The 20,677-nt window shown below is 63.8% G+C and carries 20 protein-coding genes and 1 riboswitch; of the genes, 9 read left to right on the top strand and 11 right to left on the bottom strand.

What is annotated here, in order from left to right:
* Nucleotides 1-46 precede the first annotated feature (46 nt).
* Entirely contained in the window at nucleotides 47-337 is a 291-nt protein-coding gene (locus tag GWE18_RS32300) for an accessory factor UbiK family protein (RefSeq protein ID WP_275189742.1), read from the bottom strand.
* A 185-nt stretch (nucleotides 338-522) separates the two neighbouring features.
* On the opposite strand from GWE18_RS32300, the gene GWE18_RS32295 reads away from it, so the two are divergent.
* The 4 genes from GWE18_RS32295 to pgeF are packed head-to-tail and all read left to right on the top strand — an operon-like array spanning nucleotide 523 to nucleotide 4,012.
* On the top strand, nucleotides 523-1,257 hold the full coding sequence (locus GWE18_RS32295) for a dienelactone hydrolase family protein (protein WP_275189741.1): 735 nt from the start codon (nucleotides 523-525) through the stop codon (nucleotides 1,255-1,257).
* 12 nt (nucleotides 1,258-1,269) lie between these two features.
* Nucleotides 1,270-2,112 carry a prolipoprotein diacylglyceryl transferase gene (gene lgt, locus GWE18_RS32290; RefSeq protein ID WP_275189740.1) on the top strand — a complete coding sequence of 281 codons (843 nt, stop codon included), beginning with the start codon at nucleotides 1,270-1,272 and terminating at the stop codon, nucleotides 2,110-2,112.
* Nucleotides 2,113-2,120: 8 nt separating this feature from the next.
* Nucleotides 2,121-3,248 (top strand): class I SAM-dependent methyltransferase, encoded by a 1,128-nt coding sequence (locus GWE18_RS32285; protein WP_275189739.1) that lies wholly within the window; start codon nucleotides 2,121-2,123, stop codon nucleotides 3,246-3,248.
* Nucleotides 3,245-4,012: a peptidoglycan editing factor PgeF gene (pgeF, locus tag GWE18_RS32280; RefSeq protein WP_275189738.1), complete on the top strand. Its 768-nt coding sequence runs from the start codon at nucleotides 3,245-3,247 to the stop codon at nucleotides 4,010-4,012. Before GWE18_RS32285 ends, pgeF begins: the two co-directional genes overlap by 4 nt.
* Nucleotides 4,013-4,016: 4 nt before the next feature.
* On the opposite strand, the gene GWE18_RS32275 is transcribed toward pgeF, so the two are convergent.
* From GWE18_RS32275 to GWE18_RS32260, 4 genes are all read right to left on the bottom strand, one after another.
* Nucleotides 4,017-4,619 (bottom strand): NADP-dependent oxidoreductase, encoded by a 603-nt coding sequence (locus GWE18_RS32275; RefSeq protein WP_275189737.1) that lies wholly within the window; start codon nucleotides 4,617-4,619, stop codon nucleotides 4,017-4,019.
* 217 nt (nucleotides 4,620-4,836) lie between these two features.
* On the bottom strand, nucleotides 4,837-8,010 hold the full coding sequence (locus tag GWE18_RS32270) for an autotransporter domain-containing protein (RefSeq protein WP_275189736.1): 3,174 nt from the start codon (nucleotides 8,008-8,010) through the stop codon (nucleotides 4,837-4,839).
* Nucleotides 8,011-8,374: 364 nt separating this feature from the next.
* Nucleotides 8,375-9,388 (bottom strand): helix-turn-helix domain-containing protein, encoded by a 1,014-nt coding sequence (locus GWE18_RS32265; RefSeq protein WP_275189735.1) that lies wholly within the window; start codon nucleotides 9,386-9,388, stop codon nucleotides 8,375-8,377.
* A 520-nt stretch (nucleotides 9,389-9,908) separates the two neighbouring features.
* A complete protein-coding gene (locus tag GWE18_RS32260) occupies nucleotides 9,909-10,106 on the bottom strand; it encodes a hypothetical protein (RefSeq protein ID WP_275189734.1) in 198 nt (65 codons plus the stop codon).
* 135 nt (nucleotides 10,107-10,241) lie between these two features.
* Between GWE18_RS32260 and GWE18_RS32255 the strand changes: the two genes are divergently transcribed.
* Together GWE18_RS32255 and GWE18_RS32250 are read left to right on the top strand one after the other, a co-directional pair.
* A complete protein-coding gene (locus GWE18_RS32255) occupies nucleotides 10,242-10,868 on the top strand; it encodes a hypothetical protein (protein ID WP_275189733.1) in 627 nt (208 codons plus the stop codon).
* A gap of 172 nt (nucleotides 10,869-11,040) precedes the next feature.
* On the top strand, nucleotides 11,041-11,994 hold the full coding sequence (locus tag GWE18_RS32250; protein WP_028350748.1) for a ribose-phosphate pyrophosphokinase: 954 nt from the start codon (nucleotides 11,041-11,043) through the stop codon (nucleotides 11,992-11,994).
* 113 nt (nucleotides 11,995-12,107) lie between these two features.
* On the opposite strand, the gene GWE18_RS32245 is transcribed toward GWE18_RS32250, so the two are convergent.
* Both GWE18_RS32245 and GWE18_RS32240 read right to left on the bottom strand, forming a co-directional pair.
* Nucleotides 12,108-12,923, bottom strand: a complete 816-nt coding sequence (locus GWE18_RS32245) for an SDR family oxidoreductase (RefSeq protein ID WP_275189732.1) — start codon at nucleotides 12,921-12,923, stop codon at nucleotides 12,108-12,110.
* Between the two features lie 116 nt (nucleotides 12,924-13,039).
* Nucleotides 13,040-13,624, bottom strand: coding sequence for a 6,7-dimethyl-8-ribityllumazine synthase (locus GWE18_RS32240; protein WP_275189731.1), 585 nt, complete (start codon nucleotides 13,622-13,624; stop codon nucleotides 13,040-13,042).
* A 78-nt stretch (nucleotides 13,625-13,702) separates the two neighbouring features.
* Nucleotides 13,703-13,855, bottom strand: a riboswitch (FMN riboswitch).
* A 186-nt stretch (nucleotides 13,856-14,041) separates the two neighbouring features.
* Here GWE18_RS32240 and GWE18_RS32235 point away from each other — a divergent pair.
* The 3 genes from GWE18_RS32235 to proC all read left to right on the top strand — a co-directional run bounded on the left by GWE18_RS32235 (nucleotide 14,042) and on the right by proC (nucleotide 16,919).
* Nucleotides 14,042-15,019: a tripartite tricarboxylate transporter substrate binding protein gene (locus tag GWE18_RS32235; RefSeq protein ID WP_275189730.1), complete on the top strand. Its 978-nt coding sequence runs from the start codon at nucleotides 14,042-14,044 to the stop codon at nucleotides 15,017-15,019.
* 405 nt (nucleotides 15,020-15,424) lie between these two features.
* Entirely contained in the window at nucleotides 15,425-15,925 is a 501-nt protein-coding gene (locus GWE18_RS32230; protein ID WP_275189729.1) for a YbjN domain-containing protein, read from the top strand.
* Between the two features lie 172 nt (nucleotides 15,926-16,097).
* Nucleotides 16,098-16,919: a pyrroline-5-carboxylate reductase gene (gene proC, locus GWE18_RS32225; protein WP_275189728.1), complete on the top strand. Its 822-nt coding sequence runs from the start codon at nucleotides 16,098-16,100 to the stop codon at nucleotides 16,917-16,919.
* A gap of 184 nt (nucleotides 16,920-17,103) precedes the next feature.
* Here the strand turns inward: proC and GWE18_RS32220 are convergent, their stop codons facing one another.
* The 4 genes from GWE18_RS32220 to GWE18_RS32205 all read right to left on the bottom strand — a co-directional run bounded on the left by GWE18_RS32220 (nucleotide 17,104) and on the right by GWE18_RS32205 (nucleotide 20,596).
* Nucleotides 17,104-17,499: a thioesterase family protein gene (locus GWE18_RS32220; protein WP_275189727.1), complete on the bottom strand. Its 396-nt coding sequence runs from the start codon at nucleotides 17,497-17,499 to the stop codon at nucleotides 17,104-17,106.
* A gap of 156 nt (nucleotides 17,500-17,655) precedes the next feature.
* A complete protein-coding gene (locus GWE18_RS32215; RefSeq protein WP_275189726.1) occupies nucleotides 17,656-17,871 on the bottom strand; it encodes a tautomerase family protein in 216 nt (71 codons plus the stop codon).
* 150 nt (nucleotides 17,872-18,021) lie between these two features.
* Nucleotides 18,022-19,530, bottom strand: a complete 1,509-nt coding sequence (hisS, locus tag GWE18_RS32210; RefSeq protein WP_275189725.1) for a histidine--tRNA ligase — start codon at nucleotides 19,528-19,530, stop codon at nucleotides 18,022-18,024.
* Between the two features lie 175 nt (nucleotides 19,531-19,705).
* Nucleotides 19,706-20,596, bottom strand: coding sequence for a branched-chain amino acid aminotransferase (locus tag GWE18_RS32205; RefSeq protein WP_275189724.1), 891 nt, complete (start codon nucleotides 20,594-20,596; stop codon nucleotides 19,706-19,708).
* Nucleotides 20,597-20,677 lie beyond the last annotated feature (81 nt).

The raw sequence follows: 20,677 nt of genomic DNA, 5'->3' as shown, positions 1-20,677 counted from the left end.
CTTCGCGCGCGTCGACCCTCCCCCTCCAGGGGAGGGTAAGGGCCCCCTACCCGTCCGCCATGCTGCCGGCTTCCGGCGCGGCCGGCGCAATACCGAGCTTGGCTTCCAAGGCCGCGATCCGGCTCTTGAGTGCCTCGTTCTCCTCGCGCGCCAGGCGGGCCATGTCCTTGACCGCGTCGAACTCCTCGCGCTTGACGAGGTCGAGGTCGCGCAGGATGCGTTCGGCCTGGTTTCGCATGACCGTATCGACCTCGCGCTTGACGCCCTGGGCGGCGCCGGCAGCGTCGTTCATCAAACGGCCGATCTCGTCGAAAAACCGATTGCTGGTCTGGGTCATCTGAAACGCTCCGGTCGCTGCAAAAAAGTCGTCACTGCCATGACAATGGCGATCCCAAGGACAACGTTCAAGTGCAGCGTTCAAGGCCGACGTGACAGCCGTTCGCCTTGTCATGCCCTGGTTTCCTTGCAATCGTATCACGCGCTTAACCGGAAGCCAGAATCACAAAGCAAGAAGAAACGCCCATGATCGACCAGCAGATTGATATTGCGACCAAGGACGGCAAGACGACGACCTTCATCACCCACCCCGAGCGCGGCGGGCCGTTTCCGGTCATCATCTTCTACATGGACGCGCCGGCGATCCGCGAGGAATTGCGCGACATGGCACGGCGGCTCGGCACCTCAGGCTATTATGTGATGCTCCCCAACATGTATTACCGCTCCGGCGTCATGGAGCTCGGGCCGATACCGCCGGACCCGGAAGCGCCGGAGCGCAAGCGGATGTTCGGCTTCATGAACTCCATCAACATTCCCATGGTGATGGAAGACACCAAGGCCCTGCTCGCCTTCGCCGAGACGCAAGCCGCAGCGAACACAAAGATCGTCGGCACAGTCGGCTACTGCATGAGCGGGCGCTACGCGGTCAACGCGGCCACGCATTTTCCGGATCGTGTGAAGGCCGCCGCTTCGATCTACGGCACGCATCTGGCGACCGACCAGCCCGACAGCCCGCACCTTGCTGCAAGCAAGACCAAGGCCGAACTCTATTTCGCGTGCGCCGAGACCGACATCTATGCGCCGCAGGAGATCATCGACAAGGTAGCGGCCGGTATGAAAGGATCGAACAACGAGGTCGAGATCTATCCCGGCACCCATCACGGCTTTGCCTTCCCGAAGCGTCCGGTCTACCACCGCGACGCCGCCGAACGGCATTGGGAGCGCCTGCTGGCGCTCTATCGCCGCAACCTCGTACTGTAGACATCACGCCCGATGCCCTTTCTCACCATCGCCTTTCCGGTGTTCGATCCTGTAGCCGTCTCGATCGGGCCGATCGTGATCCGCTGGTATGCGCTGGCCTATATCGGCGGCATCCTCTCGGGGTGGATTTACGCGCGCTCGCTGCTCAAGAACGAAAAGTTCTGGGGCGGTCCGGCGCCGGCTACGCCGGTTCAGATCGATGATTTCATCCTTTGGGTCACCATCGGCATTATCGTCGGCGGCCGCACCGGTTACGTCCTGTTCTACAACCCCGCCTTCTTCATCCAGCACCCGGCCGAGATATTCCAGCTCTGGAATGGCGGCATGTCGTTTCACGGCGGCTTCCTTGGCTGCGTCGCCGCGGTGATGCTGTTTGCCCGCAGAAACAACATTTCGATCCTGTCGCTTGGCGACATCACCACCGCGGTCGCCCCGATCGGACTGCTCCTCGGGCGGCTTGCCAATTTCATCAACAGCGAATTGTGGGGCCGGCCGGCCGACGCCAGCGTGCCCTGGGCGATGGTATTTCCAAATGGCGGGCCGCTGCCCCGGCACCCGAGCCAGCTCTATGAGGCCGCGCTCGAGGGAATCCTGCTGTTTGCAATCTTGGCGGTCATGATCCGTATGGGCGCGCTGAAGCGGCCGGGCCTGATCCTCGGCAGCTTCATCACGATCTACGCGCTTGCGCGCATTGCCAGCGAATTTTTCCGTGAACCGGACCCACAGCTCGGATTTTTGTGGGGCGGGCTGACCATGGGTATGCTGTTGTCGGTACCAATGATCATTGCCGGGGCCATCCTGATTATGATGGCATGGCGCCGCAAGGCGCCGCAGCATATACAGAAGTCGATTTAAGGCAGGCCGTGACCGAATTTTCGCCGTTGCAGTCGGAGATCAACAAGCTGATCAAATCGTCAGGACCGATGCCGGTCTGGCGATACATGGAACTGTGCCTGATGCATCCCGAGCACGGCTATTACGTGTCGCGCGATCCATTGGGCCGCGAGGGCGATTTCACCACCGCGCCCGAGGTCAGCCAGATGTTCGGTGAGCTGCTCGGTCTGTGGACAGCCTCGGTATGGAAGGCGATCGGCTCGCCGCCGATGCTACGGCTGGTCGAACTCGGTCCGGGGCGCGGCACCATGATGGCGGATGCGCTGCGCGCGGTTCGGGTGCTGCCGCCGCTCTATCAATCGGTCGAGATCCACCTCGTCGAGATCAACCCGGTGCTGCGCGAGAAGCAGCGGGCCACGCTATCCGGCGTGCGCAACATCACCTGGCACGACAGCATCGACGACGTGCCCGAGGGTCCCGCGGTCATTCTCGCCAACGAATATTTCGACGTGCTGCCGATCCATCAGGTGGTCAAACGCGAGACCGGCTGGCACGAGCGCGTCGTCAACCTCGATGCCAATGGCAAGCTGGTATTCGCAGCCTCGGACGAGCCGCTGCCGCGCTTCGAGGTGTTACTGCCGCCGCTGGTGCGCGCGGCTCCTATCGGCGCCGTGTTCGAATGGCGGCCGGATACCGAGATGATGAAGATCGCCGCGCGGGTGCGCGACCAGGACGGTGCGGCGCTGGTCATCGATTACGGCCATCTGCGCAGCGACGCCGGCGACACCTTCCAGGCGATCGCCCGCCACAGCTTTGCCGATCCGCTGAAAAATCCCGGCCAGGCCGACGTCACGGCCCATGTCGATTTCCAGGCGCTGGCGCGCGCGGCGGAAGATGTCGGCGCGCGCGTCCACGGCCCGGTGACGCAGGGCGAATTCCTCAAGCGGCTCGGCATCGAGACCCGGGCCGTCACGCTGATGGCAAAAACCACAGCGGAAGTTTCTGCCGATATTTCCGCCGCGCTCAAGCGCCTGACCGACAGCGGCCGCGGCGGCATGGGATCGATGTTCAAGGTGCTTGCGGTCACCGAACCAAATCTCACCTCGGTCGCAGGCCTCAGCGACGAACCGCCGGCGTCGGGAGACGAAACAGCATGACGTTCGGATCGTCGCTACTCGCAGCCATTCCCGGGCTGCGCCACGCCTTCTTCACCCGCGAGGGCGGGATATCCAATGGAATCTACCAGGGTCTCAATGGCGGGCTCGGCTCCAACGACGATCCGGCCAATGTCGCTGAAAATCGCCGCCGGATGGCCGAGCAGATGGGCGTTGCGCCCGAGCGTTTGCTCAGCGTGCACCAGATCCATTCGCCCAATGCGGTCGTTGTGACCGGCCCCTGGCAAGGCGACAAACCGCGCGCCGACGCGCTCGTCACCCGCACCGAAGGCATCGCCATCGGCGTCACCGCCGCGGATTGCGGCCCGATCCTGTTCGCCGACGCCAGCGCGCGCGTGATCGGCGCCGCCCATGCCGGCTGGAAGGGCGCGCTGACCGGCGTGCTGGAATCCACCATCGACGCGATGGAGAAACTCGGCGCCGACCGCGCCGGCACCGTCGCCGCCATCGGCCCGCTGATCCGCCAGCACTCCTATGAAGTCGGCAGCGAATTCGTCGAGCGCTTCCTGGACGCCGATGCGGAGAATGGCGTGTTCTTCATCCCCTCGGTGCGCGCAGGCCATGCCATGTTCGATCTCGCCGGCTTCATCCGCATGCGGCTGGAGAATGCCGGCATCCTCATGATCGACGACATCGGCGTCGACACCTATTCCGACGAGCGCTTCTACAGCTACCGCCGCTCGGTGCACCGGAAAGAGCCGGACTACGGCCGCCACGTTCACGCGATCGCATTGGCGAGCGAGTAGTTCGTTACCTCACGCGCAACACCACCTTGCCCCGCGCCCGGCCGGCCTCGAGGTAGGTGAGCGCCGCCGGCAACTGCTCGAAGGAAAATTCGCGGTCGATCACCGGCTTGATCGCGCCGCGATCGACGAGCCCGGCGATCTCGCGCAACTGGTCGCCACTCGGCTCGGTGAAAAACCAGCAATAAGTCGCGCCGGCCTCGGCACTTGCGGCATAGACCTTCCGGCTCATCAGCCAGACCGCTACGCGGACCAGCCAGCCCGCGCCCTCGCGCCGGGCGAAATCGCGATCGGGCGGGCCGCTCAGCGAGATCACGGCGCCGCCCCGCTTCACCACCTTGAAGGCGTCGATCGTGAATGCACCGCCGAGCGTGTCGTAGACGATGTCGTAGCCGCCGCCCGCTTCGAGATAGTTTTCGCGGTCATAGGCAATAACGCGGTCGGCGCCGAGCGATTTGACGAAATCGGCGTTCTTCGAACTCGTGGTCGTGGTGACCTCGAGCCCGAGATGCTTGGCATACTGGATGGCGAACGTACCGATCCCGCCCGCGCCTGCGTGGATCAGAATGCGCTGGCCGGCGCGCGCCTTGACGCGCGCAATCCTCAGCATCCGTTCGAGCGAAATGGTGCGCCGTGAGCATTTCCATCTCCAACGTCAACCTCTCGCCCGGCACCGGCGCCGATGCCAAGTGTTGTCTGCACATTGTTCTTAGACGGCACCTGGTGGCATGAAAGTGGCGCGTGCACAAACGATTGAAGCGATTTTGACACACATTGCGCCCGCCCTGGAGTGGCGCTGACGTGTATCCGGCGTCATCCCCGGGGCACTACCACTGATATCTCACCACGCCCTTGCCGGCGTAGCTGCGTGTGACGTTTGAAAACTCGCCTTCGAACGTCGCAGCGGCGGACCAGCCGTTCAGCCACTTCTTCTCTGCCGACGCCGTGACGAGCGTAGCGTCGGCGGCTTGCGCCGCGCCGTTGACGACGAAGCTGGAGCCGGGCAGCGCTTGGAATGTCGCTCCGATCGAGCGGTCGGAATTGAAGTTGTGTGCCCAGGCGATGCGGCCACGCAGCGTGGCGATGCCGTCGGCTGTACTAAAGGACTTGTCGGTGCGCAGGCCGAATTCGCTGCGGGTGTCGGTGACGCTCTTCGAGGCGTAGCTCAGAGCGAAGGTGTCGGTGCCGGTGATCGCCTGCTCCGCATAGGCCGGCAGGTCGAACGTAGTGAACTGGGCCGCGGCATAGGGCGTGAAGCCGACGCTGCCGATCCACGGCGCAATGAGGCGATAGCCGCCTTCTAGCCGGCCTGAAGAGGCGTTCGCATTAAAGCGCGCCTGCAGATGATCGGCCCCTGCGATGGTGACTGTGCGGTCGGTGGTGACATCCTGCCAGCCGTAGGCCAGCGCGCCCATGACATAGGCCGGGCCGGCATTGTGGCGCACGAAGGCGCCGGCCTGAAACAGATCGGAGCGGCCGGTGCCGCCATTCGCCACCGAGAAGCTGGTGCCGCCGCCAGCGAGCGCAAAGCCGGCCACGGTCAAGGGCGAGAACCAATAGTCGGCTCCGGCCGTCACACCGGCGATGCGGCTGGTGGCGGTGTTGGAGCCGAGCGCGCCGTTGCCGTCGGTGGTCTGGGTGCCGCCGAAGCCCGCGGCCCACACACTCCAGCGCGACTCGAAGGCCTGCGCCGGCGGCGCCTTGCGAGAGATGGCGGCGTAGGCCTCGCGCTCGGCGCCCGAACGCTTGCGGCCGCCGGCATAGGCGAGCGCATCGCTGTCGCCGGCCGAATAACCCATCGCAACACCGGACAACGAACGAGGATCGCCGCGTCCGGCCACGAACGGATCGGTCAGCACACCCATGAACAGGTTCATCGCATTGAAGGTGGTCTGCTGGGTGCCGGTCGCTGTCTCGCCGGAGGCCTGCGTCAGCGCATCGAGCAGAGCGTTGCCCGACAGCGCGAACAGCGCATTGAAGCTGGCTGGCATGGTAGCGCCGCCAATCAGCGCGTTGTCGATTCCTGCCGCGACGTTCCTCTGATTGATGTTGGCGTTGCCCAACAGCGATGACGACAGCAGACCGGGATCGAGCGTTAGCAGCACGTCATTGCCGACATATGTCAGCCGCGCGTTACGGGCGAAGCTGGAGGCGGTGAGGAAGTCGACACCGGAAAAGGTGCCGCTCAACGTGCCCGCCGTCATGATCGTATAGGTCGTCGTCGCGGACACGCGCGCCAGCGGATCCACCACCACCTTGCCGGTGAGGCTGGCTGTACCGCTGACGTTGAGTCGGTCGGCGGTTTGGCCGGCGAGGTCGACGTCAACGGCGAACTTGCCGCCCGCGTTCTGCACGAAGTTGCCGGTGAGCGTCGTGGAGCCGACAGTGCCGACGCCGAGCGGAGCCAGAGTGCCGCTGTTGCTCAGCATGTTGCCGGCGCCGAGATCGACCGTCGTACCGCTGTTGAACACACTGCCCGAAAGATTGTTGAAGGCGTTCGTTCCGCCGCCGAGACCGACATTGCCGGTGACCGTGCCGGAATTGTTCACCATGTCGTTGCCGGCGCCGGCTGTGATGGCGTAAAGACCTCCCGTGACCGTCGCCGTCGAGCCAATGGTCAGGGTATTGGTTGCGCCGCCGTCCAGGTTGATGCCGGCCTGAGCGCCGGATACGACGCCGCCATTGACCGTAACGCCGATATTGCCGCCAGCGCCGGCATAGATCGCATTGCCGGTCAGCGACGTAACATTGCCGGTGCTGTTCACCGTGGTGTCGCCCACCGACCCGGCGTGGATGCCGTCGCCATACGCGCTGACGTTTCCCCGGCTGATGACCGACGTGTAGCCGGCATTGGCATCGGCATGAATTCCTTCACTGCCGGACGAGGTGATGTCGCCGGTACTGTCCACCGCGACGTAGTACCCGACTCCCCCCATCAACGCGTAAATGCCGTAATCGAGTGCGCGGATGTTTCCCCGGCTCGTCACCACGACGGCAGCCGTCCCAACGAGATACATGCCGGAGCCGTTGTGCGAGGTAATGTCGCCGATGCTGTCCACGTTGGCGCCGATCTGGGCGCTCGCGATGATGCCGTAGTCGTTGCCGATGAGATTGCCGCGGTTGGTAATGTATATGTCGTCGATAGCAGCCGCAAAGATAGCCATGCGGTCGGACGTGATGTTACCGCCCTCATGCGTGATCCTTACGGATCTGCCCGCCTCCGCTTGAATGCCGAAAAGGGAAGAGATGTTTCCGCTGTGCGCGATCGTTACGTCGCTAAATGCGGCGCTGCCAATGATGCCGGCCTTCGCCGCAATGTCTCCGACGCTGTCGACTGTGGCACTAAGGGTACCGTTTGCCCAAATGCCGATATTGGCCGCGTTGATATTTCCGACGCTGGTGACAGAGACGGTCTGGTTCGACGATTCGGCATAAATTCCCGAGCCAATACCAGAACTGATGTCGCCGTTGTGCGTGACGACGATATCGCCGGAATGGCCGACATTGGCGCGGCCGTAAATGCCGTCGCGATATGCAGCGATTGTGCCGCTGCTGGTGATGCTGATGTCGGCGTTGCCGAAAAGGCCAACTGTGGATGCGTGGATGCCGAAACCGCCAGCCGAGCTGATGTCGCCGGTATGGTTGATCGTCACCACCCCGGTTTCCCACGACCCCATCGCGGAAGACGAGGCACGAATGCCGTCGGCGGCTCCGGTCACGGTGATGGAATGGGGCGCTATATCGCTGTTGATGGTGACCGCGCCGGTCGGGCGCTCGAAATCGATACCGGACGTGCCAGCGGCCGGCGCGATATTGGTGGTCAGCGAATTGACGTTGAGCGTGTCGACGACGGTCTGATCGAAATCAGCAGCACCGATCCCGGCCGATTGATCGCCCGTGCAGCTCGCGGTTGCTCCGACGGTCGTGCAGCCGCCCGGTCCGGCTTGCGCCGGCCGCGGCTCCATCAACCACAACGCGCCGATTGCGGCCGTACCAAGCATCGCCACGCGCCAGCCGCGAGTCGCGCTCAGCGCCGGGAATGTGTCCGACCTCACGCCGGCGAGCGCGTGGTAGCTGCAGAGGCGCGTTTCGGTGAGCCGCCCGCGCCGAAGGGAGCTCGCCCAGTCGTCTCGCCGTCTTCTCGCAGTCGCGCCGGAGCGCAACGACGCCTTCCCCTTCCGCATCACGTCCACTCAAGTGCCCCTTGCGTCATTCGGGCGACTTTAACGGACTCTGACACCGCGCAATGTGCAGTGCGTCCCAAATGGGCAAAATTATCGTGTGGAAGGGCGCTTTTTGGCAGGAAGCGCGCGCTGAATCCGGAAACCCCACGCCGCGGCATCTCCGGGAAACGCTTCGGACTTGCTATCCCTCCGCAAGCTGCCGCAGGGCGGCGACCGGGTCGAAGCTCAGCGCCGCGCCGTTGCGGCCGTTGTCGTTTTGCACGCGCGCCATCGCCAGTTCGCGCACCTCGCCAGGCGTGATGCCGAACCGATGACGGAACGCGCGGATGAAGGTGTTGTCGCTGCTGAAATAGGATTCGAATGCAAGGTCGATGAGGCGAACACCCTCGCCCGCGGGCGACATCAATCGGCGGAAGGCGCGGTCGAGCCGGCGCTCCCGGATGTAGCGGTAGAGCCCGCCGTCGGGCTCCAATAGCCGGTAGAGCTGGGTGCGCGAGATGCCGAACCGCTTGCAGAGCGTCTCGGCGGTCAACGACGGCGCCTCGATCTCGGCCTCGATATGGCGCTTGATCGCGGCGGCGAGCGCGCCGGTAGCGGCGCCCTTGATGGCGGCTTCGGCGCCGCCGGCAAAGCCGACCGCACTGGCGACGAGCCGCGCCGCGTCATCGACCGCTGTGGAGTTGTCGGCGCGCGCCTCGCCGCGACGCAGCGCCAGAAGGTGCTCACCGAGCAGACGGCCCGCCGGCGTATCGGCGGCGATCACAGAGGCCGACATCGAATCCGGCGCGGCTAGCAGCGGCGCCAACCGCGCGCGCGGCACCACCAGCGTCAGGACGCGAGAGACGCCGCTCGCGCCTGCCTTCATGCGCGTACTGTTCGCCTGCGCCATGTCGATGAGGCAGACGTCGCCGACGCGCAAATGCGCGCTGCGGCGGCCGGCGGCGAATTCGGTCTCGCCGTCCAGATACATTGCGAGTTGGTAGTGATCGATACCGCCGCGCGCGATATGGCGCGCCGTGCGCTCGTACTGCACGGGCGTGGTGCGGGCGTCGATCAGCAACCCGCCGGAGAGAGGCATGCCTGTGGAAATGTTGCGGAATGTCTCCGGCGCAACCGTGGAGCGGACATCGCAGATTTCGTCGGTCGCCTCGAGGAACTGCTTGAGGCCGCGTTCGCCGGCGGTGAATTGCTCCATAGTCTATGATCGTTGCTAGCCGGCGCCGCTGTCCTCCATCTGGAAACGATTTGCGACTCTGACCTTGCGATTCCCCTGTTCCAACAAAGTATAACGTTATCTCGTCGGTTATCACAAGATAACGACACCCAGCGCGCATGCTACGGAGGTGGCTGCGTAAATTGGCAGTTCCGTCTCATGAATGAACATTCCGAGCATTTTTCTTCTGAACAGCAAGCACGTCGACCCTGCTCTGGAAGCGGCAAGCCCGCAGCAGCAAGCGCTGGCGCAGAGCAACGCGTCGCAGTTGCGGCCGGTCAAGATCAATTGTGCGCGCGGGCTCGCGACCTGGCCAATCCGCAACAATGTCACGATCGGCTTCACCTCGTATCGGACACGGCGGCTTTATCTCGTCGGCGTGCACCTTGGCGGTCGGCTCTCTTTCCACGAGCGCTTCTTGGCCCGAGCAATGGGCTGTGGGCGGACCCCCAACGCATCTTGCTCGCCACGCTGTTTCAGCTCTGGGGGCTGGAGAACGTGCTCACGACTGCAGGGTCGTCAGTCGATACTTCGAGACGCGCTTTAAGTCACCACGCACGATCTTGAAGTCGATCGGATTGAGGCTGGCGGCATGAATGTCGATCAGGACCTCTTCGGGGCCTGGGACCGGATTGGCGATTGCGGCAAGGCGGACATGGTCTGCGATCGCGCCATAGCCGTCGAGAACAAAGGCGCGCATGGATCATTCCTGCGGGGGCTGAAGAATTCTGGCAACAACAAGGTAAATCGGGACGAGCTCGACGCAATCTTTTTGGCGAGCCGGTGCATCCGCTGCCCTAGACCTTAACACATTTTAACGATATCGCAGGGAGCAATGAGGGACACCTTGATAGCTTCGTGCCTGAAAGCGCCGCGTACCGTGATCGCGGCGGCGCTGCTTGTCGCCGCCTCGGCGCTTGGCGGCTGCGCCGGCGGCGGTGCAACGACGGGCAGCGGCTCGTTCGCGATGGCGACGAGCGCCGGCGGCGGCGCCACCGTGGCATTCGAATCGATCGATGGTCCGCCGCCGCAGGTGTTCGACCGGATGGTCAGCGTGCTCGACAGCGAATCAAAGCTGCGCAACCTGTCGATCGTGTCTCGCGAGGGTGTGGCTTCCTACCGCGTGCGCAGCTATCTCTCGGCGCAGGTGGTTCGCGGCAAGACCGTGATCGCCTGGGTCTGGGATGTCTATGACAACAACCAGCAGCGCGCGCTGCGGCTTTCCGGCGAAGAGCCTGCCGGCAAGGCCGGCCGCGACGCCTGGGCCGCGGCCGATGACCTCGTCTTGAGGAAAATCGCGCAGGCCGGCCTTGGCGGTCTCAGCAGCATGGTCAATGGCAGCCCGGATGCGGCACCTGCACCAGCCCCCGACCGCCGCGGTCCCGCGGTGGCGAGCGCGGAAGCGGCGGCACCCGCCCAGGATGCACCTGGCGTCGCCGCGCTCGGTTTCAGCGCCCAATAAGCGGCCCCGAAAAGTCCCGTATTGGCCGATTTTTAACCGGGAAAACGACGTCAATGGGTTGCCAGCCGAGGCACCTGCCTGATATCTCCTCGCTCATCAAAAAGCGCCGGTTCCCGAGGACTTTCTCGATATGCTGAACGTCGTATCCAGCAAGGCGCGAGGAGAAGCGTTGATGGCAGCCAAGAACGGCTCGATCAAGCTGGTTGCCGGCAATTCCAATCCCGCGCTGGCTCAGGAAATCGCGAACTGGCTGCACCTGCCGCTGACGAAGGCAACGGTCCGCCGGTTTGCGGACATGGAAATCTTCGTCGAAATTCAGGAAAACGTCCGCGGCTCGGACGCGTTCATCATCCAGTCGACCTCGTATCCGGCCAACGACCACCTGATGGAACTGTTGATCATCACCGATGCGCTGCGCCGGTCGTCCGCGCGCCGCATCACGGCGGTGATCCCGTATTTCGGCTATGCTAGGCAGGACCGCAAGGTCGGCTCGCGCGCGCCGATCTCGGCCAAGCTGGTCGCCAACATGATCACCCAGGCCGGCATCGACCGGGTCATGACACTCGACCTGCACGCCGGCCAGATCCAGGGCTTCTTCGACATCCCGACCGACAACCTCTTCGCCTCGCCGGTCATGGTGCGCGACATCAAGGAGCGCTTTGATCTTAGCAACCTCATGGTGGTGTCGCCCGACGTCGGCGGTGTGGTGCGCGCCCGCGGGCTTGCCAAGCGCATCAACACGCCGCTCGCCATCATCGACAAGCGCCGCGAGCGTGCCGGCGAATCCGAGGTCATGAACGTGATCGGCGACTGCGCCGGCTACACCTGCATCCTGATCGACGACATCGTCGATTCCGGCGGCACGCTGGTGAACGCGGCCGACGCCCTGATCGCCAACGGCGCCAAGGAAGTCTACGCCTATATCAGCCACGGCGTGCTCTCCGGCGGCGCCGCGGCCCGCATCGCCTCCTCGAAGCTGAAAGAGCTCGTCATCACCGACTCGATCCTGCCGACGGAAGCGGTCAACAAGGCCGCCAATATCCGCACGCTGTCGATCGCGCCCCTGATCGCCGAGGCGATCAGCCGTACCGCATCGGAAGAGTCGGTGTCGAGCCTGTTCGACTAGGATCGGATTCGTAGGGTGGGCAAAGCGCAAGCGTGCCCACCATTCACGACGGCGCTTTGGGATAGATGGTGGGCACGCTATCGCTTTGCCCACCCTACGCGCCGCCACCCGCCTCACTCAAATCCCGGTCGCGGCACCAGATTCATCAGCATATTGGCGTAGCCCCCGTCGACGGTGATCTCCTCGCCATTGACATAGGACGCGCGGTCGCTGGCCAGGAACAGGATGGCGTCGGCCATATCCTGCGGCATGCCGACCCGCCGCATCGGCACCACGGCGGAGCGTCGCTCGGTCACCCCCGGCGTGTCGTAGAAGGCCTGGCTCATCGGCGTGATCACCATGCCGGGGCTGACGACGTTGCTACGGATACCGTGCGGTCCCCATTCATTGGCAAGTTGCCGCGACAGCATGATCACGCCGGCCTTGCTGACGCTGTAAGCGCCGCTCTGCCCCTGCGCGTTGCTGCCGGCGATCGACGCCACATGAACGAGGCTGCCGCGGCGATGCGCGCGCATCTGCCGGCCGAAAATCTGCGCGCAGACGAAATAGCCGGTCAGGTTGACGGAGAGAACGGCGTTCCATTCGGCAAGCGTCAAACTGTCGAGCGCACCGGGACGCAACACCGCCGCGGTGTTCACCAGAACGTGGCACGGCCCCAGCGATTTCTCGATGGTCTCGGATGCAGCGGTGACGCTCCCGACGTCAGTCGTATCGCAGCGGGCGGTGACATGCTCGGCGCCGAGCTTGGTGAGTTCTTCGCCCGTCACATCGAGACCGCGTTCATCGAGATCGATGGCGGCGACGCGCGCGCCGGCTTGGGCGAAGCTGACGGCAGTTGCGCGACCAATCCCGCCTCCACCACCCGTCACCACGCAAGCGCGACCAGACAGGTCGAGCCAATCGGAAGATTGTTGTTCGGTTTCAGCCATCGATGACTCCAATGCCCGCATCCGTCATTGCGAGGAGCGAAGCGACGAAGCAATCCATTTTCCCATCGTGGCGAGATGGATTGCTTCGCTTCGCTCGCAATGACGGAGACTACCTCCTACCCCACAATCCCGGCAGCCACCTGGCCGCGCAGCCGTTCCAGGCTGTGCAGCGTGTTGGCGCAGGCTTCCGCGACCTCGACCCCCTTGATGACGAAATGCTTGCGGAAGAATTCGTGGTGCACGGCGCTGTCGTGGAATTGCTGCGGCGTCAGCACCGCCGAGAATATCGGCACCTCGGTTCGCAATTGCACGTCCATCAGCGCCTTGATCACGGTGTCGGCGACGAATTCGTGGCGGTAGATGCCGCCGTCGACCACGAGGCCCGCGGCCACGATCGCGCTGTAGCGCCGCGTCTTGGCGAGCAGTTGCGCATGCAGGGGTATCTCGAACGAACCCGGCACCTCGAACAGATCGACCTGCGCGCGCGTGATGTGGCGCGCCTCGATCTCTTCGAGGAAGGCGATGCGGCACTCCTCGACCACGTCGCGGTGCCAGGACGACTGCACAAAGGCGATGCGCTGCGGCTTGACGAAACGCGGATGCGCCGGCGCCGGCGGACGTTCGGGCACGTCAGGGACGTGACCGGCTTCAACTGTTTGGGGTTGGGATTGGACTTCAGGCTCTTGCAACATCTGATTCATGGCTTTCCTCTTTCAGGACCAGAATCAGGGCATACGGAACGACGTCGGCCCCACGCGCAAAGATGCGAGGCCGCCGCAAACCGTTCTCTTTCATCCGGACTGTAACCGTCGGCTTCGGAATCGCACCGAATCTGCTGACCCTTCTCCTCGGGAGAAAAGAAGGCGCTCGCGGGCTTGGGCTACGTCACCCTTACCGCCGGTGGGGATTTTCGCCCCGCCCTGAGAACATCAGCCGCCCGGAATGGACGACCTGCCCCAAGAATATGACCAACGCCGGGGCGTCAGCAAGCGCCTTTGGCATGGGGAATCGGCATGTCCCCATGCCGCCGGAACAGGGCATGTGGCCTGCCGGATCGCTGCCTTTACTCAAACCGCGACAATTGAGATAGGCTTGCTAAGAACGGGGGGACGCTCAACATGAAAATTCTTCGTCGGAATCTCCTCAAGCTGGCCGGCGCACTCATCGCCGCGCCCGCCTTGCCGCGACTGGCGTCCGCGCTCGATTATCCAACGCGGCCGACGAAGATCGTGGCCGGCTTCGCCGCAGGCGGCGGCGTCGACATAACGGCGCGCCTGATCGGCCAGTGGCTGGCCGATCACCTTGGCCAGTCCTTCGTCGTCGAGAACCGGACCGGTGCCGGCGGCAATATCGGCACTGAGGCGGTCGTGAATGCGGCCCCCGATGGCTACACGCTGCTGCTGGCGACCGTCCCGAACGCGGTCAACGCCTCGCTCTACGAAAAGCTCAGTTTCAATTTCGTCCGCGACATCGCGCCGGTCGCCGGCGTCATTCGCGTGCCGATGGTGGTGCTGGTTCACCCCTCAATGCCTGCGCAGACGCTGGCCGAATTCATCGCTTACGCCAAAGCCAATCCCGGAAAGGTCAACATGGCCTCGGCCGGCAGCGGCAGCGCGCCGCATATGGCGGGCGAGTTGTTCAAGATGATGACCGGCGTCGACATGGTCCACGTCCCCTATCGCGGCCAAGGGCCGGCAATGACGGACTTGATCAGCGGCCAGGTGCAGATCCTGTTTGCGGCCGCGCCAGGCACCGCCGATCACATCAAGACCGGCAAGCTGCGCGCGCTTGCGGTGACGACAGCTACGCGCATGACGGAACTGCCGGAGGTCCCGACCGTGGGAGATGTCGTGCCGGGCTATGAAGCGAGCCAGTGGTACGGCTTCGCCGCGCCGAAAAATACGCCGGCCGAGATCGTCGACAAGCTCAACAAGGAGATCAACGCGGCGATCGCTGATCCCGGCATGAAGGCCCGGCTTGCCGCCATCGGCGGCGACCCGATGCCGGGCTCGCCTGCCGATTTCGGCAAGCTGATCGCAGACGAAACCGAGAAGTGGGGCAGGGTGGTCCGCGCAGGCCACCTGAAACCAGAGTAAGGCGCCAGCTAGGCCTTCCGTGCAAAGGCCACGTATTGCGCGCCTGGCTGATGTCCCGGTGCTGGGAACGCGAAGCGGTCATTCCAGAAGATTAGCGATCTATTAACCTTTGTGGCAGACCGGCCCGATTTCTCCGGCCGCTGGACTCCGCGGCGCTCGAATCCGATTCCGGTTTGTTCTCAAATTAATAATTATGACCGCGTTCAACTGTGGACGACGCCGCTTTGGCCTGTGGACGGACTCAGGGGTCAGTTGCGCGGATTCCGCAAATCACATCACTTGAGCGTCAGCAGGCCCCGGGACGACCAGCGATCAGGGGATTGCAGTCGGCGGCGCCGCCTAAGTTCAACGCGCGCCGGGCTCCGTGTGCGTATCAGAAGAATTCAACAACAAGGTCGAGACGGCATGTCCCTCCTCGAAAGCATTATCGATTCCCGGAACAACCCGTTGGCGGTGGTCGAGGACATTGCCGCCGACAACAACTGGGCGTTCGAACGCTCCGGCGAAGACGAAGTCACCATAGTCTCCAGGGGCAACTGGACGGACTATCAGCTCTCCTTCACCTGGATGCCGGAGATCGAGGCGCTGCATTTGGCCTCCGCCTTCGACATGAAGATTCCGCCTGCGCGCCGCGCGGAAGTGCAGCGGCTGATCGCGGGGATCAACGAACAGCTATGGGTCGGCCATTTCGACATCTGGACCCACACCGGCATGATTATGTACCGGCAGGCGCTGGTATTGCCGGGCGGGCTGATCGCCTCGACCGCGCAATGCGAGGTCATGCTGGTCGGCGCCATCCACGCGTGCGAGCGCTATTACCCCGCGTTCCAGTTCGTGATCTGGGCAGGAAAGAGCGCCGCGGAAGCCATGAGCGCGGCGATGTTCGATACCGAGGGCGAGGCGTAGGGCACGCTGCTTCCAAACACTCAGCGTCGTCCCTGCGAACGCAGGGACCCATACTCCGTGACCTCAGGGCTCAAGCAAATTGCTTGTGGCCTCTCCTGAGCTTTACTAGAACCGCTTGTGGTTATGGGTCCCCGCGTTCGCGGGGACGACGCCTGCACTTGTGGTGACGCCTATGAACACCAACAACGCACTTCAAAACCTCCATGGCACCATCGCGCTCGCCGGCGCGGGCAAGATGGGCGGCGCGATGCTGACGGGATGGCTGGCCGGCGGCCTCGACGCAAACCGCGTGATCGTGGTCGAGCCCCACCCGTCCGAGGACATCAAGGCGCTCGCGGCCAAGGGCGTCCGTCTTAATCCGAAGGACGCCGGCACGGCCGACACGCTGGTCGTGGCGGTGAAGCCGCAGACGTTCCATGAAGCCGGGCCGGCGCTGAAGCAATTGGTGGGACCGTCCACGCTCGTGGTCTCGATTATGGCGGGCACGACGATTGCGGCGCTGGAAGAAGTCTGCGGCGGCATGGTGGTTCGCGCCATGCCGAACACGCCGGCCGCAATCGGCCGCGGCATTACGGTTGCAGTAGCAGCAAAAAAAGTCAGCGCGGCACAACGCGCCACCGCCGATGCGCTGCTGCGCGCCACCGGCTCGGTCGAATGGGTCGACGACGAAAGCCTGATGGATGCGGTGACCGCCGTGTCCGGCTCCGGCCCGGCCTATGTGTTCCTGCTCGCCGAGGAACTGGCGCGCGCCGGCGTCGAGGCCGGCCTGTCGGCGGAACTTGCGACCAAGCTCGCGCGCGAAACCGTCGCAGGCTCCGGCGAATTGCTGCATCGCTCGGACCTTGCTTCGGCCACGCTGCGCCAGAACGTCACCTCGCCCGGCGGCACCACGGCGGCCGCGCTGGAAGTGCTGATGGACAAGGACGGCCTGCAGCCGCTGATGATCCGCGCGATCGCCGCGGCGACGAAGCGCTCGAAAGATTTGGCGAAGTAACGTTTCCGTTATCCTCATGGTGAGGAGGCGCCAACGGGTCCGCGCGTAGCGCGGCCCGATGACAGGCTCCGCGCCGTCTCCGGACGATGCTTCGCATCGCCGGGAGAACCATGAGGCCACAGACGGGCCTGCATCCTTCGAGACGCGCGTTCCGCGCTCCTCAGGATGAGGTCAGACATCTCGGCTACTTCCCGGCAAGCCTCTTCGTGAACGCCTCGACATTGACGAGGCCGCGGGCATGGCAGCCGTCGCCGATCTTGCGTTCGCCTTCGAAGGCTTCGACCTCGAAGCGGATCACGCGGCGTTCCACCGCGACGACCTTTCCCGTGACCCGCACCATCGCGCCGACCAGCGAGGCGCCGAGATGGCGGATATCGACCTCGGTGCCGACGGTGATCCAGCCGGGCTGCAGGTAGCGCCGGATGGCGTCGCTGGATGCCATCTCCATTTCCAGGATCATCATTGGCGTTGCATAGACCATCGGCATATCAGGCACGAAATGCCCGACGGTGCGCTCGCGCGGCACCACCAGCGTCCGCTCGGCGCTCATGCCGACCTTGATGAAGTCGCGTGCGTCCATGGATGTTTCCGCAAAACCGCTGTCGTCCTGGCCAATCGAAGCGCGAACCGGGACCCATACCGCGTGATGCCTCAGTAAGGCAGTGATGCCGGACGCCTTTCCAAACAACAGGCGCCGGTGGTTATGGGTCCTCGCGTTCGCGGGGACGATGGAGAGTTATTTCTTCGCAGCAGCAGCGGCAGCCGCCGCGCGCTCGACGAACGTCTTGCCGCCCTTCATCTTGTGGGCCAGCGGTGCTTCGTTGATCTGGATGACCACCGCATCGGCATCGACGCCGAGGTTCTTCACCAGCGCCTGCGTGATGTCGCGCATCATGCCGGCCTTCTGCTCGTCGGTGCGGCCGGCGGCCATGCTTACGGTGATCTCAGGCATTGTTGTCTCTCCCTTTGCTCTTGCTACGTTTCGTTCGCCACAAACTCAGTCCTCATCCTGAGGAGCGGCCTCTTGGGCCGCGTCTCGAAGGATGGCCTTATTGTCCTCATGGTTCGAGACGGCGCAAGAGCGCCTCCTCACCAAGAGGGCTTAATTCCACTTCACGTCATGGCGCGCCAGCACTTCGCGCACCTTCGCGACGATCTCGCCTTCACCGCAGGAAAACTGCGCAGGACGCATCTCGCGCCATTCCTGGTTGGAGGCGATGGCAGCTGCGGCTTTGGCGCCCTCGATCAGGTCCTTGATCTGAATCTCGCCGCGCGCCTTTTCATCCGAGCCCTGAATGATCACGCATGGCGAGTTGCGGCGGTCGGCATATTTGAGCTGGTTGCCCATGTTCTTCGGATTGCCGAGATAGAGCTCGGCGCGAATGTTCGCATTGCGGAGCTGCGCAACCATCTTCTGATAGTCGGCGACGCGATCGCGATCGAACACGGTGACCACGACCGGCCCGAAGTCCGGCCGCGTGTCGAGCTTGCCCAGCATCGTCAGCGCGGCCTGCAGCCGCGATACGCCGATGGAAAATCCCGTCGCCGGCACCGGCTCGCCGCGGAAGCGCGAGACGAGGCCATCATAGCGGCCACCGCCGCCGACCGAGCCGAATTGTACTGGCCGGCCTTTTTCGTCTTTAGTTTCGAGGGTGAGTTCGACCTCGTAAACTGCACCGGTGTAATATTCGAGTCCCCGGACGACGGAAGAGTCGATGCGAATGCGATCAGCATCATATCCGCCTGCCAGCACCAACCGTTCAATCATAGCTAGTTCGTCGATACCCTCGCGAGCGGTTGGATTGCCTCCAAATCTCTCCAAGAGCAGTTCGATCAGTCCTCCTTGCGGAGCGGTCGAGTGCAAGAAGAGATAGTCAATCAGGGCCTGCGCTTCTCCGCCTCCCAAACCTGCTCCCTTGGTAAAATCTCCGCTTTCATCCCTGCGTCCCTCACCAAGCAGTTGTCGGACGCCATCGGGGCCGAGCCGATCGTACTTATCGATTGCCCTTAGCACCGTCAGCCGACGTCCCGCGTGTTCATCTCCGCCAAGAGAGATGGTCTGCATAATGCCATCGAGCACCTTGCGGTTGTTCACCTTCACGACGTAGCTGCCGCGGGGAATGCCGAGCGCTTCCATCGTGTCCGCCGCCATCATGCACATCTCGGCATCTGCCGCCGGCGACGCCGAGCCCACGGTGTCGGCGTCGAACTGCATGAACTGGCGGAAGCGCCCGGGGCCGGGCTTTTCGTTGCGGTAGACGTAGCCGGCGCGGTAGCTGCGATAGGGCTTCGGCAGCGCGTCGAAATTCTCCGCGACGTAGCGCGCCAGCGGCGCGGTCAGGTCGTAGCGGAGCGAGATCCACTGCTCGTCATCGTCCTGGAACGAGAACACGCCTTCGTTGGGCCGGTCCTGGTCGGGCAGGAATTTGCCGAGCGCGTCGGTGAACTCCATCGCCGGCGTTTCGACGGGCTCGAAGCCGTAGCGCTCGTAGACCTCGCGGATTTTCTCGACCATCTGACGCGTGGCGGCAATCGCGGCCGGCCCGCGATCTTCCAGCCCGCGCGGCAGGCGGGCCCTCAGCTTCTGGGGTTTTTTGGGTTTTTCAGCCATGGGCGGTTGGTACCAGCCGGGGCGCGGCCGGGCAACCTTGCTTACTTCCCTTCTCCCCTTGTGGGAGAAGGTGGCGCGGACGAAGTCCGCGTCGGATGAGGGGTCTGCGTCCGCGGAGAGAACCCCTCACCCGCCCTGCGGGCACCCTCTCCCACAAGGGGAGAGGGAAAAAAGATCACGCCGCCGCGGCCTTGCCCTTGGGCTGCACTTCGGCGGTGTAGTCGGCCATCAATTGCTCGGAGATCTTGCCGGGGGTGAACTTCCAATTCGCAATTTCGGACACCGGCGTCACTTCCGCGGCGGTGCCGGTAATGAAGCACTCGGAGAACCCGTCGAGTTCCTCCGGCATGATGCGGCGCTCGATCACCTCGATGCCCCGCCGCCTGGCGAGGTCGATCGCGGTGGCGCGGGTGATGCCGGCGAGGAAGCAATCGGCGATCGGCGTGTGAATCTTGCCCTCCTTGATGAAGAAGATGTTGGCGCCGGTGCATTCGGCGACGCGGCCCTGCCAGTCCAGCATCATGGCATCCGCATAGCCTGCACGCTCCGCCTTGTGCTTAGAGATGGTGCAGATCATGTAGAGACCGGACGCCTTCGCCATCGCCGGGATCGTCGCGGGATCCGGCCGCCGGTATTCGGCCATGCCGATCCGGATACCCTTCAGTTTCTCGGCCGGATCGAAATAGCTCGGCCAGTCCCAGGCGGCGATCGCGAGATGAATGGTATTGCTCTGCGCCGACACGCCCATCATCTCCGAACCGCGCCAGGCGATCGGCCGGAGATAGGCGTCGGGCAGGTTGTTCTTGTCGATCACGAGCTGTTTTGCGGCATCGATCTCGGCCACCGAATAGGGAATCTCGAAATCGAGGATGTCGGCGGAATTCCTCAGCCGCTCCGAATGCTCCTTGCTCTTGAAGACCGTGCCGCGATAGGCGCGTTCGCCCTCGAACACGCAGCTCGCATAATGCAGGCCGTGGGTGAGGATGTGAACGTTGGCGTCGGCCCACGGCACCAGCCTGCCATCGTACCAGATCACGCCATCTATCTTGTCGAACGAAACTCCCATGGCCTCTCTCCCGATTTGACGCGAGATTCGCGCCTGACACTCCCTAATCAGTTTCCAGTCCACACGCGCGCGTCGACGCGC

Source organism: Bradyrhizobium sp. CSA112, from assembly GCF_029051645.1.
Classification (GTDB): domain Bacteria; phylum Pseudomonadota; class Alphaproteobacteria; order Rhizobiales; family Xanthobacteraceae; genus Bradyrhizobium.
Note: the sequence above shows the minus strand (reverse complement) of the source record. Positions and strands in the feature narration are given on the sequence as shown.